Consider the following 15,530-nt stretch of genomic DNA (forward strand, 5'->3'; position numbering starts at 1 on the left):
GCCCCCACACCCAGGCGCGTTCTGTCAGACTCGATGACGATCATCAACCGAAGGGCACGAGGAAACGATGCAACCGATCATCATCGTCCTGATCATTCTGGTGGTGCTCGTCTTCATCGCCCTGATCAAGACGATCCAGGTCATCCCGCAGGCCAGCGCCGCCATCGTGGAACGCTTCGGCCGGTACACCCGCACCCTCAACGCGGGCCTGAACATCGTCGTCCCGTTCATCGACTCGATCCGCAACCGGATCGACCTGCGCGAGCAGGTCGTGCCCTTCCCGCCGCAGCCCGTCATCACCCAGGACAACCTGGTCGTCAACATCGACACCGTCATCTACTACCAGGTGACCGACGCCCGGGCGGCGACGTACGAGGTCGCCAGCTACATCCAGGCCATCGAGCAGCTCACCGTCACCACCCTCCGCAACATCATCGGCGGCATGGACCTGGAGCGGACCCTCACCTCCCGCGAGGAGATCAACGCGGCCCTGCGCGGCGTCCTGGACGAGGCCACCGGCAAGTGGGGCATCCGCGTCAACCGTGTCGAGCTCAAGGCGATCGAGCCGCCCACCTCCATCCAGGACTCGATGGAGAAGCAGATGCGCGCCGACCGCGACAAGCGCGCCGCCATCCTCCAGGCCGAGGGCACCCGCCAGTCCGCGATCCTCACCGCCGAGGGCGAGAAGCAGTCCGCGATCCTGCGTGCCGAGGGTGAGGCCAAGGCCGCCGCCCTGCGCGCGGAGGGCGAGGCCCAGGCCGTCCGTACGGTCTTCGAGGCGATCCACGCCGGCGACCCGGACCAGAAGCTCCTCTCGTACCAGTACCTCCAGATGCTGCCGAAGATCGCCGAGGGCGACGCCAACAAGCTCTGGATCGTGCCCAGCGAGATCGGCGACGCCCTCAAGGGCCTCAGCGGCGCCTTCGGCAACCTCGGCTCCGGCGCACCCGGCTTCAACACCGGCAAGGAACGACGCGAGGAACCCCCGGTCGACTGACGGGTACATCCCCCCGTGCATGATGCGGTGCAGCAAGCACCGATCACGCACGGGGGATACGCCATGTCCATCTGGGAGATGCTCGCGGTCTTCGCCGCGGGGATCAGCGCCGGCACGATCAACACGATCGTCGGCTCCGGCACACTCATCACCTTCCCCGTCCTGCTCGCCACCGGCCTGCCCCCGGTCACCGCCACCGTCTCCAACGCGCTCGGCCTGATCCCCGGCTCCATCAGCGGCGCGATCGGCTACCGCAAGGAGCTCGAAGGACAGCGCTCCCGCGTCCTCAAACTCAGCGTGGGCGCCCTCATCGGCGGCCTCACCGGCGCCACCCTGCTCCTGGCGCTGCCCTCGACGGCCTTCGAGACCATCGTCCCGGTCCTGGTCGCCCTGGCCCTCCTCCTGGTCATCCTGCAACCGCGCATCAGCAAGGCCGTCCAGGAGCGGCGCGCCCGCACCGGGGTACCCGCCCACCCCGACGGCGGCCCGCTGCTCTACGTCGGCCTGACCCTCGCCAGCGTCTACGGCGGCTACTTCACGGCCGCCCAGGGGATCATCTACCTCTCCCTCATGGGCATGCTGGTGGACGACACCATCCAGCGCCTCAACGCCGTCAAGAACGTCCTCGCCGCCGTCGTCAACAGCATCGCGGCGCTGTTCTTCCTCTTCGTCGCCGACTTCGACTGGACCGCCGTCGTCCTGATCGCGGTGGGCTCCGCCATCGGCGGCCAGATCGGCGCCAAGGTCGGCCGCCGCCTCAGCCCCGCCCTGTTGCGCGCCCTCATCGTCACGGTCGGCACGGTCGCCATCGTCCAGCTGCTGCTGCGCTGACGGCTCAGGAAGGGGTGAGGTACGCGGCCGCCGCGTCGACGAACCGGTCGTGGGCGGCCCTCGCGGCCTCCTGGGCAGCGGTCAGCGCCTCGGTGCTGTGGGACAGGTCCTGCATGGTGTAGGCGGCGACGACCATGTTCTTCGCCGCGGTACGTACGGCCGCGTCCGGGATGAGCACCTGCACGGCGACGAGCGGCCGGGTGATCGCGGACCGCGTCACGTGCGAAGCGGCGCGCAGTTCCGCGAGCCGCTCGTCGGAGGCCCCGGCGAGCTGGGCCTCGCCCCGCATCCACATGGCCCGGCGGTGATCGGAGCCGGCCGCGGCCAGCGTGGTCACCGCCTCCAGCCGCTCACGGCGCACCTGCTCGGTGGCCGCCGCGGCGGCACCGCGGCTCGCACTCCGCTGCTGGAAGACCCCCGCGACCACGGCACCGAGCAGGGTGCCGAGCACGGCGATGGCGGTGGTGACCACTACGCCGCCGTACGCGCCAGCCACTCCGGCAGCGCCGAGCGGTCACCCGCCCCCAGCGCCAGCAGCATCGCCTCCGCGGGGGAGGGAACGAAGGGCCTCCGCAGCAGCGGCATCCCCGCCTGCTCCGGCGTACGGTCCGCCTTCCGGTGGTTGTCCTCCGCGCAGGAGGCCACCGTATTGAGCCAGGTGTCCTGCCCGCCCTGGGCCCTCGGCACCACGTGGTCGACGGTGCTCGCCCGCTTCCCGCAGTACGCGCACCGGTGCTGGTCCCGGACCAGGACGCCCCTTCTGGACCACGGGGCCTGTCTTCGGAACGGCACCCGTACGTACCGGCAGAGCCGGATCACCCGGGGCACCGGGATGTCCACATCGGCGCCGCGCATCCGGAGGCCGGGGTGGGACTGCTCGACAACGGCCTTGTCCTGGAGGATCAGCACCACCGCACGGTTGAGTGTCACCGTCGACAGCGGCTCGAAGCTCGCGTTCAGTACCAGCGTGTCCCGCATCCCGCCCACCTCCCGTGTGCCGGCCGCCCCCTGGCAGGCCCGGATCAACTCTGGCCCCGGCACGCCGTGATGGACAACGCATTAAAAAATGCCCTGCCCTGATCTCTCCAAGACCAGGGCAGGGCAAACGGATGCGGACGTTTTGGTGTTCAGGCGCTGTCGGCCGGCTCCGCGTACTCGGCGACCAGCTGAGCCCGGCCCACGGTGTGGAACCGGAGGTTGAACCCGACCACAGCGGGCGAGGCGTCGCTGTCGGGCCCCAGCTTCTCGCTGTCCACCGCGTACACGGTGAACACATAGCGGTGGTTCTCCCCGGCCGGCGGGGCGGCACCGCCGAAGTCCTTCGTCCCGTAGTCGTTGCGCGCGTGCACGGCACCGGCGGGCAGTCCCTCGGACTTCCCGCCGCCCGCGCCGGCCGGCAGCTCCGTGACGGACGCGGGGATGTCGAAGAGCACCCAGTGCCAGAACCCGCTGCCCGTGGGCGCGTCGGGGTCGAAGCACGTCACGGCGAAGCTCTTCGTCTCCACCGGGAAGCCCTCCCACCGCAGCTGCGGCGAGGCGTTCCCCGCCGCGTACACCTGCGCGTCGGAGAGCACGGCCCCCGGGGCGATGTCCTCGCTCACCACGGTGAACGAGGGGACCTCCGGATGGAAGTCGTGCGGCAGCGACGCCCTCTTCGGCTCGGTCACGTCAGCACCTCTCTGTCGGCTCCGTCGGATGACGCCTCCGACCCTAGAGCCAGTTGCGCGAACCGCCGACCTGCGCCAGCCACTGGTTCAGATAAGCCGCCCAGTCGGTCTCGTGGAAGTTGTGCAGACCGACCTTGAAGGCGCGGTACGAGTCGCTGCCCTCGCTGAACAGACCCGCCTTCTTGTCCATCTCCAGGATGACGTCCATCTCGCGGTCGTCCGCGACGAACGACAGCTCCACCTGGTTCAGCCCCCGGTACTGCTGCGGCGGGTGGAACTCGATCTCCTGGTAGAACGGCAGCCGCTGCCGCGTACCGCGGATGTGGCCGCGCTCCATGTCGGCGCTGCGGAAGCTGAAGCCGAGCTGGCCGAAGGCGTCGAGGATGGCCTCCTGGGCCGGCAGCGGGTGCACGTTGACCGGGTCGAGGTCGCCGGAGTCCAGCGCCCGCGCGATCTCCAGCTCGGTCGTCACCCCGATGTTCATGCCGTGCAGGTGCTGGCCGGCGAACATGGTGATCGGCGTCTCCCAGGGGATCTCCAGGCCGAACGGCACCACGTGCACCGCCCCCGCCCGCACCTGGAAGCCGCCGCCGACGCGCAGCTTGGTGAACTCGATGTCCTGCTTGTACTCCTGGTCCTGGCCCTCGACCTCGACCCGGGCCTGCAGGCCCACGGACAGCCCCTCGATCTGCTGGTCGACGGAGCCGCCCTGGATGCGCACCTCGCCCTGGACTACCCCGCCCGGGACGACGTTGACCTCGCTCAGCTCGGTCTCCACCGAGGCGCCGCCGGCACCCATGCTCGCGAGCAGCCGCTTGAAGCCCATGTTTTCTCCTCCTAGGTCCTGACCCCTACATACGCGCGACGACCGTAGTCGGTTCCCAGTAACCTCGAACCTCATGATCGATGGCCCGGACCGTACGCCGCTGACGCGGGACTTCTTCGACCGCCCCGTACTGCAGGTGGCGCCCGACCTCCTCGGCCGCACCCTGGTCCGCAGCACCCCGGAGGACCCGATCGCCCTGCGCCTCACGGAGGTGGAGGCGTACGCCGGCGAGATCGACCCGGGTTCGCACGCCTTCCGGGGCCGGACGCGGCGGAACGACGCGATGTACGGCCCGCCGGGCCACGCGTACGTCTACTTCACGTACGGCATGTCAAGGCAGTCAGCATGAACGTTGATTTCCTCTCCCATCCCGCTGAAGAGGTCGCCCCCAAGCTGCTCGGATGCGTCCTCACCTGCAAGACCCCCGAGGGGACTGTGAGCATCGCCATTACGGAAACCGAGGCGTACTCCGGCACGGCTGACCCAGCTTCCCATGCCTACCGGGGCCGGACTGCCCGCAACGCCACCATGTTCGGGCCCGCAGGACACCTCTACGTCTACCGGTCCCACGGTCTCCACTGGTGCGCCAACGTCGTCACCGGTACGGACGGCGTCGCCTCGGGTGTCCTCATCCGGGCAGGCAGGGTCATCGAGGGTGAAGACCTGGCACGCAAGCGGCGAGGAGCGAAGGTCGATAGTCCACGTCTCGCCCGCGGTCCGGGGAACGTCGGCCAGGCACTCGGCATCACGGCAGAGCACAACGGCGCAGACCTCCTGACGGGTACCTCGGTCATGCTGTCCGAGGGGGAGCCGGTACCTGCCGCACTCATCCGGGTCGGTCCTCGGGTAGGCGTGAGCAAGGCCCACGACTGGCAACACCGGTTCTACCTCGCCGGCGATCCGACGGTCTCGGCGTACCGCCTGAGCCCGCGAGCCAAACCGACCACCGGAGCTTGAGCCTCTGTGCGCCTTGCTGACGGCCCGCCGGTGAGTCGGTGCGGAGTTTGGGGCAGGCGATGCGTGATCGTCCGCGAGCGCGGCCCGTGACGCGTTCCTGGCCGGTCGAGTGACTGCTGGCGGTGGCCCGCCGGGTTCTGATGTCGTACTCCGCTTCTATGCTCCTGCGATGACGTCTTACGAAGGAACGCATCCCACCGTTCTCGTCCGGGTCGGCAACCTCCAGGCCCAGATCGACGAGCAGCTCGCACCAGCTATCCAGGCGATCTGGGAGTGTGGCATCGACACGTTCACCTGCTGCCAGGACCTGGCCGAGAGCAACGCGGACTGGCCGGTGAAGTTGCCGCACATGGCGGAGTGGGTGGAGTCCCGCCGCGGTTGGATGCTCATCGACTTCCCGGTGGACAGCGGACTCGCCTTCCTTTCGGCTGTCGCAAATGCCGGACCGCGAGACGCGTTCTACGTGCGAACGACCCACTGGGCCGCCCCCGACGCCTGGGACGTGAAGATCAAGCCGATGGACGCGGCGATGTTTCAGGGGGACCAGCCGTCGGACTTCGGCCTGCGCCTCCTGCAGGTCAGCTTCCCTGCCTACGATCTGCCGGAACTGACCCGGCGCCTCGGCGAACACGCCGCAGGCCGTACGGTGCCGCCTGCCCCCGCCGACTGGAGCACAGTGGGTCGCTAGCATAAGATTCCTGGCCAGGTCGCCGCCGTCGCTCCCGACCGCACGAGACCGAGTTCAGACCCGAAGGGCTTGAGCGTCCACCTGTGAAGAGATCGTGCCATCCGTGCACGATCCACCCCTGCAACGAAAGGGAGGTAGATGTCCCGCCATCCGGCGGGGGTCACTGGCGCACTCGTGTGCGCCGCACAGGAAGGAGCCACCCCCAGTGGCTATCAGCTTCGGCCATGACCGCCCGTGGGGCGGAGTCTCCCAGCACGAGTACCGGCGCATGGCACAGCATCCGGGACACCTACTCGCCTACCGCGTCCACTTCGCTGCCATCGGGTGGGCAGACCGGCAAGGACACGCAGGCTTCCAGCCCGGCCGGCTGGCCGCCCTATTGGGCAAGGACGGCAAGTCGCTGTCCGACCAGAGCACCCGCAACGCGGTGGCCCGCGCCAAGGAACTCGACACCAACGCGGCGTCGTAGATGGTGAACGTACTCAGAGGGGTTCGCGGCGTCGGTGCCCCTACGGGGATCACCCCGATCTGAACGTTCGGGAGGTAGGACAGGGACGCGAGACGGTCCATCTGCTCGGCCAGTGCGAGTGGGGAGACGACCGGCCAGCGAACCGCCTGCTCGGTCAGAACGAACGTGAACCGCTTGGAGGCGTCGTAGAGGACGGCTTGCCGTCCCAGCTTCCCCGCCACTGCCTTGCTCGTGTCGGCTGTCGAGTGGGCCAGGCTCGCCCGTACGTACTCCGGGGTTGCGAGCAGTCCGGTAACCATCGAGAGCAGGAAGTACCGCATCTGCGTGGAGGACGCTTCGAGGGACTTCAGCTCGGCCTGTCTCGTACCGAGTCCCTTGCGCCGAAGTTCTCGGAGGTTCCGCCACTCGGTGTTCGCCATTCTGGCGAGGGCGGAGACCTCCGCGACCAGTCCCGGCGGAGCGTCCAGAGCTCGCAATATCTGCTCGACGTCGACCAGGGACGGCCGTGTCCGGCCGTTCTCGATGCGAGACACCTTCGACTGGGACATGTTGCAGCGCGCTGCGAGCCGGTCCCCTGAGAGGCCGGCTCGCTTGCGCAAGTCCCGAAGCAGAGAGGCGAGTTCGGTACCAGACTCGCCAAGCTGCTCAGCTTCGAACGTCACTCCGCCACGCGCTCCGCGTACTCCAGGAAAGGGACGGACTCGGCAATGGCGATGCGCTGCCACTCGACGAACGGCGCAGGGTCACCCTCGTACAGCTCCCGGCTGATCTGCGTGCCGTCGCCCCCGTAGTGCATCAGGACGACTGTCGAGCGGTCGAACATCCAGAAGTCCTCGACATCCGGCAACGGGTTCTCTCGCTCGGTCACGTCAAGGATGCGGATGTCCTCCCCGGCGAGCACGTGCGGGGCGTAGTACCGCGAGAACTCGAAGCGCAGGTACTCGGAGAGCGGTCGAGTCAGGACGTGCACTCGACCCTTGCTCTTACCCTCGCCGCGCAACCGCTTGAGGTCTTCCGTGTACGCCGACGAGTAGCTGTTCGGGTCCACGTGCTTACCTGCCCGGAAGGCTTCGAGCTCTTCCGCCTCCTGCGGTACGAGGTACTGGGGCAGGGTCTCCAGTCGCCACGCCTCCGACTGGAAGCCTCGGAGCATCGCCCGCCACTCGTCACCATCCAAGAGCACGAACGGCCTCCCGAAGAACGCTCTCGGGGATCTCCACAAGTCCTTCCCCTTGCGGGGGAGCGAAGGCGTCGGACACGTCGCCCTGAACCACGATGGAGCCGGAAGCGGTGCGGTAGACGTTCGGGCAGTCGTCCTCGCCGCACGTGCCGTTGCCGTTGCCGGTGAGCCGAGTCAGTTCTTCGCGTGCCATGCGGAACCCCCTTGACTTGGCGGCCTGGTCAGGCCGCCCGAAACGACCGTACGGGGGCCGCCTGCGGCCGTCCATGCATGGACGTGACTCATGCACGTTGTTGCATGAACTGGGCAGCGAGAGGGGCGCGCTTCCTCGACGGGCATGGCGAAGGGCCCCGCCCGACACTGGTTGGCAGGGCCCGTGCTCACCGAGCGCCGACAGCCGGCTCGGCTCTCTGCGGTCGGATCTCAAGGGTTCCGGAACGTGATCCGGCAGTGCTCGCCCTTGAAGGACCGAACCCCTCGACCGCGCGGCATCAGTTCGACTCGCTCGCAGACCTGCATGACGACGGTCCGCACGTAGTCGATGCGGTCGGGGTCCTCATAGTCCAGTTCCTCCCACAGGTACTCGATGTCGCCGAGGTCGACGCGCACCCGCTGCGATGCCAGGTCTGCCAGCTCGGCCCGGATCTTGGTCAGGTCGGCGTCGCACCTGCTGATGCCCGTCCGCAAGGTCGACGCGTCGATGTCCCCTACGGCGAACATCTCCGCCAGGGCGGTGCGCCTCTCGGATGCGGCCGTCTCCTCGGCCAGCAGCTCGGCCTCTCGCTCCTCGTCTGCGGCATCCGTGGCCGGTGCCGCGTTCCACTCCTCGGCCTTGTCGATGACCTTCCTGACCACGAAGGAGTCGAGCGGGTCCGCGGGGCAGGTGATGCACCGGCCACCCGAACAGGTGTAGATGCGGTACCGCTCTCCTGCCGCATTCTTCTTGCTCCACCCCTGAGTGACGACGGCCTGACACTTCGAGCAGCGGACCACGCCGGACAACAGGGCCTTGCGCTTGCCGCCCCCGCCCGTGTTGCGCTCGGGGTCGCTCAGGTGGCGGACCAGGGCCCGGAATATGCCCTCGGAGACGATCGCCTCCCAGCTGCCTGCGCCGGTCTCCTCGGTCCGTCGCACCCGCGTCCCGTCCGGCTTCTCGACCCACTGCGAGTACGTCTGGATTCCCGCGTTCCTCGGCTTCAAGAGGACCATCCGAAGGTTCGAGCTGCGCCACTCCTTGCCATGCGGCGAGAGCAGCCCACGCGTGTTCCAGTCCTTCGCGATGGACCAGAGGGTGACGCCGGCCAGGGCATCCCGGTACGCCTGCCGCAGGGCTTCCGCCTCTGCTTCCCGGTGCCTGCCGTCCCGCTCGAAGCCGAAGGGGCGAGTACTCCAGAAGGGCCTGCCCGACTCCCTGCGCCGCTGGTGTCCGAGCACCTGACGCTCGACTCGCATCTCGGTCTCGTTGCGAGCCACCACAGCGCCGATGCGAGCAGCGAGACGGCCGGACGGGGTGGACAGGTCGAGCACTCCCTGCGCCTGTGCGGCGGCCAGCGTGACGCCGGTCGCCTCGGCCAGGTCCACCAGATCCTCCAGGTCCCAGGGGGTGCGGTACATACGGTCGTAGTGGCGGGACACGATGGCGTCTGCCTTGCCGTCCTCCACCAGAGCCTTGACGCGCTCCCACTCGGCGCTCCGCTTGGTTCCCCGCTTCGTCGAAGCCGACGTGTCCTTCTCAACGATCGTGGCTACGACTGACCAGCCCCTCCGGTCGCACAGCGCCTGACTCAGCTCGACCTGTTGTGTCAGGTTCCCACCCTTGGATTCCTCGCCCCTCGGGGTGGGGCTGAGCCTGGCGTAGATGATCGCTCGCACTGCCTGTCTCCTGCTTGTCGTCGCTTTGCCGATGCTGCCGGACCAACGACATACATGCCTAGTGAGTTACCTACGGCATGTGGCACTGAACGAACCTGGTGTGCGGCCCCGAGGGCAGGGCGAGCGGGGTGCTGCTCCGGGCCGGCGAGATCCTGGAGGGCGCGGAGCTGACGCGTAAACGTCGAGTTTCGGCCCGCAATGACAAGGAACTGGCCAAAGGCCCGGCCCGCCTCGCGACTGCCCTGGACATCGGCCGCGCACTGGACGGCGCCGACGCCATCGCCCACGAGGGCGCCGAGCTCTCCGTGTTCCACGGCACCCCGCCCCTTCGTGACCAGGTGCGGAACGGACCGCGGACCGGAGTGGGCGGCGACGGGGCGGTGCACCCCTGGCGGTTCTGGATCGACGGGGACCCCACGGTGAGCCCTTACCGCGCCCATGTGCCGCGTCGCAGGTCAACTTGACTCGCTCGGGTGGGCGCCCTAATGTTGTCCGGGTCGCTTGACACGGGTACAGCTGTTGGTTCGGTCCATTCGGATCGTGAACCGCGCAGACCCGGAGCGGCCAACCACTACCTACGACTCACCCCAGAGGGTGCGAGTTTCGGCATGCCGGAATTTGGTCCCACTGACTCGATTATGAGTAAACGGGAGAAGCCGCTAAAGTAGTGGACACGCCGAAAGGCGAAAGAAAGACCCGCTTCGACCGGGAAATTGGACACGAAAGAGTCTGATAGAGTCGGAAACGCAAGACCGAAGGGAAGCGCCCGGAGGAAAGCCCGAGAGGGTGAGTACAAAGGAAGCGTCCGTTCCTTGAGAACTCAACAGCGTGCCAAAAGTCAACGCCAGATATGTTGATACCCCGGCCTGCTTCGGCAGGTTGGTGGTTCCTTTGAAAGTCCTACACGGTCCTCTTTGGGTCCGGGTAGGCAAAACACAGCGAGGACGCAGTGGACGACGGGTCTTATTCCGACCTTGTCGTTCCGCTCTCGTGATGTGTCTCCCGATTACGGGAAAACATTCACGGAGAGTTTGATCCTGGCTCAGGACGAACGCTGGCGGCGTGCTTAACACATGCAAGTCGAACGATGAAGCCCTTCGGGGTGGATTAGTGGCGAACGGGTGAGTAACACGTGGGCAATCTGCCCTTCACTCTGGGACAAGCCCTGGAAACGGGGTCTAATACCGGATAATACTTTCTCCCTCCTGGGAGAAGGTTGAAAGCTCCGGCGGTGAAGGATGAGCCCGCGGCCTATCAGCTAGTTGGTGGGGTAATGGCCTACCAAGGCGACGACGGGTAGCCGGCCTGAGAGGGCGACCGGCCACACTGGGACTGAGACACGGCCCAGACTCCTACGGGAGGCAGCAGTGGGGAATATTGCACAATGGGCGAAAGCCTGATGCAGCGACGCCGCGTGAGGGATGACGGCCTTCGGGTTGTAAACCTCTTTCAGCAGGGAAGAAGCGAAAGTGACGGTACCTGCAGAAGAAGCGCCGGCTAACTACGTGCCAGCAGCCGCGGTAATACGTAGGGCGCAAGCGTTGTCCGGAATTATTGGGCGTAAAGAGCTCGTAGGCGGCTTGTCACGTCGGTTGTGAAAGCCCGGGGCTTAACCCCGGGTCTGCAGTCGATACGGGCAGGCTAGAGTGTGGTAGGGGAGATCGGAATTCCTGGTGTAGCGGTGAAATGCGCAGATATCAGGAGGAACACCGGTGGCGAAGGCGGATCTCTGGGCCATTACTGACGCTGAGGAGCGAAAGCGTGGGGAGCGAACAGGATTAGATACCCTGGTAGTCCACGCCGTAAACGTTGGGAACTAGGTGTTGGCGACATTCCACGTCGTCGGTGCCGCAGCTAACGCATTAAGTTCCCCGCCTGGGGAGTACGGCCGCAAGGCTAAAACTCAAAGGAATTGACGGGGGCCCGCACAAGCAGCGGAGCATGTGGCTTAATTCGACGCAACGCGAAGAACCTTACCAAGGCTTGACATACACCGGAAAGCATCAGAGATGGTGCCCCCCTTGTGGTCGGTGTACAGGTGGTGCATGGCTGTCGTCAGCTCGTGTCGTGAGATGTTGGGTTAAGTCCCGCAACGAGCGCAACCCTTGTTCTGTGTTGCCAGCATGCCCTTCGGGGTGATGGGGACTCACAGGAGACTGCCGGGGTCAACTCGGAGGAAGGTGGGGACGACGTCAAGTCATCATGCCCCTTATGTCTTGGGCTGCACACGTGCTACAATGGCCGGTACAATGAGCTGCGATGCCGCGAGGCGGAGCGAATCTCAAAAAGCCGGTCTCAGTTCGGATTGGGGTCTGCAACTCGACCCCATGAAGTCGGAGTTGCTAGTAATCGCAGATCAGCATTGCTGCGGTGAATACGTTCCCGGGCCTTGTACACACCGCCCGTCACGTCACGAAAGTCGGTAACACCCGAAGCCGGTGGCCCAACCCCTTGTGGGAGGGAGCTGTCGAAGGTGGGACTGGCGATTGGGACGAAGTCGTAACAAGGTAGCCGTACCGGAAGGTGCGGCTGGATCACCTCCTTTCTAAGGAGCATCTAGATTCCGCAAGGAATCCAGAGCCACTACGTCGGCAAATGTTCGACGGTGGTTAGCTCATGGGTGGAACGTTGACTACTCGGCACGGCAAGTTGTTTGTCACTAGTACTGCTTCGGCGTGGAACGTGAAAAATGATTGGTCGGGTCGGGCACGCTGTTGGGTATCTGAAGGTACGGCCGTCATGGTCGTCCTTCGGTTGCCGGCCCCAGTGAACTCGCCTGTATTGGGTGGGGTGGTGGGTGGCTGGTCGTTGTTTGAGAACTGCACAGTGGACGCGAGCATCTGTGGCCAAGTTTTTAAGGGCGCACGGTGGATGCCTTGGCACCAGGAACCGATGAAGGACGTGGGAGGCCACGATAGGCCCCGGGGAGCTGTCAACCAAGCTTTGATCCGGGGGTGTCCGAATGGGGAAACCCGGCAGTCGTCATGGGCTGTCACCCGCTGCTGAACACATAGGCAGTGTGGAGGGAACGAGGGGAAGTGAAACATCTCAGTACCCTCAGGAAGAGAAAACAACCGTGATTCCGGGAGTAGTGGCGAGCGAAACTGGATCAGGCCAAACCGTATGCGTGTGATACCCGGCAGGGGTTGCGCATGCGGGGTTGTGGGATCTCTCTTTCATAGTCTGCCGGCTGTGAGACGAGTCAGAAACCGTTGATGTAGGCGAAGGACATGCGAAAGGTCCGGCGTAGAGGGTAAGACCCCCGTAGCTGAAACATCAACGGCTCGTTTGAGAGACACCCAAGTAGCACGGGGCCCGAGAAATCCCGTGTGAATCTGGCGGGACCACCCGTTAAGCCTAAATATTCCCTGGTGACCGATAGCGGATAGTACCGTGAGGGAATGGTGAAAAGTACCGCGGGAGCGGAGTGAAATAGTACCTGAAACCGTGTGCCTACAAGCCGTGGGAGCGTCGCTGTATGTGCTTGCACATGCAGTCGTGACTGCGTGCCTTTTGAAGAATGAGCCTGCGAGTTAGCGGTGTGTAGCGAGGTTAACCCGTGTGGGGAAGCCGTAGCGAAAGCGAGTCCGAATAGGGCGATTGAGTTGCACGCTCTAGACCCGAAGCGGAGTGATCTAGCCATGGGCAGGTTGAAGCGGAGGTAAGACTTCGTGGAGGACCGAACCCACCAGGGTTGAAAACCTGGGGGATGACCTGTGGTTAGGGGTGAAAGGCCAATCAAACTCCGTGATAGCTGGTTCTCCCCGAAATGCATTTAGGTGCAGCGTCGTGTGTTTCTTGCCGGAGGTAGAGCACTGGATAGGCGATGGGCCCTACCGGGTTACTGACCTTAGCCAAACTCCGAATGCCGGTAAGTGAGAGCGCGGCAGTGAGACTGTGGGGGATAAGCTCCATGGTCGAGAGGGAAACAGCCCAGAGCATCGACTAAGGCCCCTAAGCGTACGCTAAGTGGGAAAGGATGTGGAGTCGCAGAGACAACCAGGAGGTTGGCTTAGAAGCAGCCACCCTTGAAAGAGTGCGTAATAGCTCACTGGTCAAGTGATTCCGCGCCGACAATGTAGCGGGGCTCAAGCGTACCGCCGAAGTCGTGTCATTCATACACATAGGGCCAACGCCTGTATGGATGGGTAGGGGAGCGTCGTGTGCCGGGTGAAGCAGCCGCGGAAGCGAGTTGTGGACGGTTCACGAGTGAGAATGCAGGCATGAGTAGCGATACACACGTGAGAAACGTGTGCGCCGATTGACTAAGGGTTCCTGGGTCAAGCTGATCTGCCCAGGGTAAGTCGGGACCTAAGGCGAGGCCGACAGGCGTAGTCGATGGACAACCGGTTGATATTCCGGTACCCGCTTTGAAACGCCCAGTACTGAATCAGGCGATGCTAAGTCCGTGAAGCCGGCCCGATCTCTTCGGAGTTGAGGGTAGTGGTGGAGCCGATGAACCAGACTTGTAGTAGGTAAGCGATGGGGTGACGCAGGAAGGTAGTCCAGCCCGGGCGGTGGTTGTCCCGGGGTAAGGGTGTAGGCCGTGTGGTAGGCAAATCCGTCACACGTTAAGGCTGAGACCTGATGCCGAGCCGATTGTGGTGAAGTGGATGATCCTATGCTGTCGAGAAAAGCCTCTAGCGAGTTTCATGGCGGCCCGTACCCTAAACCGACTCAGGTGGTCAGGTAGAGAATACCGAGGCGTTCGGGTGAACTATGGTTAAGGAACTCGGCAAAATGCCCCCGTAACTTCGGGAGAAGGGGGGCCATCACTGGTGAGAGCACTTGCTGCTTGAGCTGGGGGTGGCCGCAGAGACCAGCGAGAAGCGACTGTTTACTAAAAACACAGGTCCGTGCGAAGCCGTAAGGCGATGTATACGGACTGACGCCTGCCCGGTGCTGGAACGTTAAGGGGACCGGTTAGCTGCTCTTCGGGGTGGCGAAGCTGAGAACTTAAGCGCCAGTAAACGGCGGTGGTAACTATAACCATCCTAAGGTAGCGAAATTCCTTGTCGGGTAAGTTCCGACCTGCACGAATGGCGTAACGACTTCTCGACTGTCTCAACCATAGGCCCGGTGAAATTGCACTACGAGTAAAGATGCTCGTTTCGCGCAGCAGGACGGAAAGACCCCGGGACCTTTACTATAGTTTGATATTGGTGTTCGGTTCGGCTTGTGTAGGATAGGTGGGAGACTTTGAAGCGGCCACGCCAGTGGTTGTGGAGTCGTCGTTGAAATACCACTCTGGTCGTGCTGGATGTCTAACCTGGGTCCGTGATCCGGATCAGGGACAGTGTCTGATGGGTAGTTTAACTGGGGCGGTTGCCTCCTAAAGAGTAACGGAGGCGCCCAAAGGTTCCCTCAGCCTGGTTGGCAATCAGGTGTTGAGTGTAAGTGCACAAGGGAGCTTGACTGTGAGACCGACGGGTCGAGCAGGGACGAAAGTCGGGACTAGTGATCCGGCAGTGGCTTGTGGAAGCGCTGTCGCTCAACGGATAAAAGGTACCCCGGGGATAACAGGCTGATCTTCCCCAAGAGTCCATATCGACGGGATGGTTTGGCACCTCGATGTCGGCTCGTCGCATCCTGGGGCTGGAGTCGGTCCCAAGGGTTGGGCTGTTCGCCCATTAAAGCGGTACGCGAGCTGGGTTTAGAACGTCGTGAGACAGTTCGGTCCCTATCCGCTGTGCGCGTAGGAATATTGAGAAGGGCTGTCCCTAGTACGAGAGGACCGGGACGGACGAACCTCTGGTGTGCCAGTTGTCCTGCCAAGGGCATGGCTGGTTGGCTACGTTCGGAAAGGATAACCGCTGAAAGCATCTAAGCGGGAAGCCTGCTTCGAGATGAGTATTCCCACCCTCTTGAAGGGTTAAGGCTCCCAGTAGACGACTGGGTTGATAGGCCAGATGTGGAAGCCCGGTAACGGGTGGAGCTGACTGGTACTAATAGGCCGAGGGCTTGTCCTCAGTTGCTCGCGTCCACTGTGTTGTTCCCAGGCCACGAACAGTCGTGCTGGTTGAACAGCGTCATTCATTAAATT

General features: G+C 64.3%; 12 protein-coding genes, 2 rRNA genes and 2 pseudogenes. 8 read left to right on the forward strand and 8 right to left on the reverse strand.

Annotation, left to right across the window (positions count from 1 at the left end):
• Window positions 1-67 precede the first annotated feature (67 nt).
• Both OG867_RS25915 and OG867_RS25920 read left to right on the forward strand, forming a co-directional pair.
• Complete coding sequence (locus OG867_RS25915; RefSeq protein ID WP_328899530.1) at window positions 68-997, forward strand: SPFH domain-containing protein; 930 nt, start codon at window positions 68-70, stop codon at window positions 995-997.
• Between the two features lie 63 nt (window positions 998-1,060).
• Window positions 1,061-1,828: a sulfite exporter TauE/SafE family protein gene (locus OG867_RS25920; protein ID WP_406288905.1), complete on the forward strand. Its 768-nt coding sequence runs from the start codon at window positions 1,061-1,063 to the stop codon at window positions 1,826-1,828.
• Between the two features lie 4 nt (window positions 1,829-1,832).
• On the opposite strand, the gene OG867_RS25925 is transcribed toward OG867_RS25920, so the two are convergent.
• The 4 genes from OG867_RS25925 to OG867_RS25940 form a co-directional block, all read right to left on the reverse strand.
• Entirely contained in the window at window positions 1,833-2,300 is a 468-nt protein-coding gene (locus OG867_RS25925) for a hypothetical protein (RefSeq protein ID WP_406288908.1), read from the reverse strand.
• Window positions 2,300-2,806 (reverse strand): HNH endonuclease, encoded by a 507-nt coding sequence (locus tag OG867_RS25930; protein WP_406288910.1) that lies wholly within the window; start codon window positions 2,804-2,806, stop codon window positions 2,300-2,302. Before OG867_RS25930 ends, OG867_RS25925 begins: the two co-directional genes overlap by 1 nt.
• Before the next feature lie 149 nt (window positions 2,807-2,955).
• The gene (locus OG867_RS25935) at window positions 2,956-3,495 is read right to left on the reverse strand and encodes a YbhB/YbcL family Raf kinase inhibitor-like protein (RefSeq protein ID WP_406288912.1); all 540 of its coding nucleotides are present in this window, start codon (window positions 3,493-3,495) and stop codon (window positions 2,956-2,958) included.
• A gap of 43 nt (window positions 3,496-3,538) precedes the next feature.
• Window positions 3,539-4,321, reverse strand: a complete 783-nt coding sequence (locus OG867_RS25940) for a sporulation protein (RefSeq protein WP_328899525.1) — start codon at window positions 4,319-4,321, stop codon at window positions 3,539-3,541.
• A 73-nt stretch (window positions 4,322-4,394) separates the two neighbouring features.
• On the opposite strand from OG867_RS25940, the pseudogene OG867_RS25945 reads away from it, so the two are divergent.
• The 3 genes and pseudogenes from OG867_RS25945 to OG867_RS25955 all read left to right on the forward strand — a co-directional run.
• Window positions 4,395-4,652: pseudogene (locus OG867_RS25945) on the forward strand (DNA-3-methyladenine glycosylase); the annotation flags it as partial.
• A gap of 14 nt (window positions 4,653-4,666) precedes the next feature.
• Window positions 4,667-5,278, forward strand: a complete 612-nt coding sequence (locus OG867_RS25950) for a DNA-3-methyladenine glycosylase (protein WP_406288915.1) — start codon at window positions 4,667-4,669, stop codon at window positions 5,276-5,278.
• A 169-nt stretch (window positions 5,279-5,447) separates the two neighbouring features.
• A complete protein-coding gene (locus OG867_RS25955; RefSeq protein ID WP_406288918.1) occupies window positions 5,448-5,966 on the forward strand; it encodes a hypothetical protein in 519 nt (172 codons plus the stop codon).
• 297 nt (window positions 5,967-6,263) lie between these two features.
• Here OG867_RS25955 and OG867_RS25960 read toward each other — a convergent pair whose 3' ends face one another.
• From OG867_RS25960 to OG867_RS25975, 4 genes are all read right to left on the reverse strand, one after another.
• A complete protein-coding gene (locus OG867_RS25960) occupies window positions 6,264-7,097 on the reverse strand; it encodes a Scr1 family TA system antitoxin-like transcriptional regulator (protein ID WP_406288921.1) in 834 nt (277 codons plus the stop codon).
• On the reverse strand, window positions 7,094-7,618 hold the full coding sequence (locus OG867_RS25965) for a DUF6879 family protein (protein ID WP_406288923.1): 525 nt from the start codon (window positions 7,616-7,618) through the stop codon (window positions 7,094-7,096). Before OG867_RS25965 ends, OG867_RS25960 begins: the two co-directional genes overlap by 4 nt.
• Complete coding sequence (locus OG867_RS25970; protein WP_284578267.1) at window positions 7,602-7,808, reverse strand: hypothetical protein; 207 nt, start codon at window positions 7,806-7,808, stop codon at window positions 7,602-7,604. Before OG867_RS25970 ends, OG867_RS25965 begins: the two co-directional genes overlap by 17 nt.
• A gap of 230 nt (window positions 7,809-8,038) precedes the next feature.
• Window positions 8,039-9,487, reverse strand: coding sequence for a recombinase family protein (locus OG867_RS25975; RefSeq protein WP_406288925.1), 1,449 nt, complete (start codon window positions 9,485-9,487; stop codon window positions 8,039-8,041).
• Between the two features lie 68 nt (window positions 9,488-9,555).
• Here OG867_RS25975 and OG867_RS25980 point away from each other — a divergent pair.
• The 3 genes and pseudogenes from OG867_RS25980 to OG867_RS25990 form a co-directional block, all read left to right on the forward strand.
• Window positions 9,556-9,951, forward strand: a pseudogene (locus OG867_RS25980) (DNA-3-methyladenine glycosylase); the annotation flags it as partial.
• Window positions 9,952-10,506: 555 nt separating this feature from the next.
• A 16S ribosomal RNA gene (locus OG867_RS25985) occupies window positions 10,507-12,032 on the forward strand.
• A gap of 299 nt (window positions 12,033-12,331) precedes the next feature.
• Window positions 12,332-15,456 (forward strand): 23S ribosomal RNA (locus tag OG867_RS25990).
• The 16S and 23S rRNA genes sit together here, the layout of an rRNA operon.
• The last annotated feature ends 74 nt before the right edge of the window (window positions 15,457-15,530 follow it).

It is taken from the genome of Streptomyces sp. NBC_00209, from assembly GCF_045206345.1.
In the GTDB taxonomy this organism is placed as follows: Bacteria; Actinomycetota; Actinomycetes; order Streptomycetales; family Streptomycetaceae; genus Streptomyces.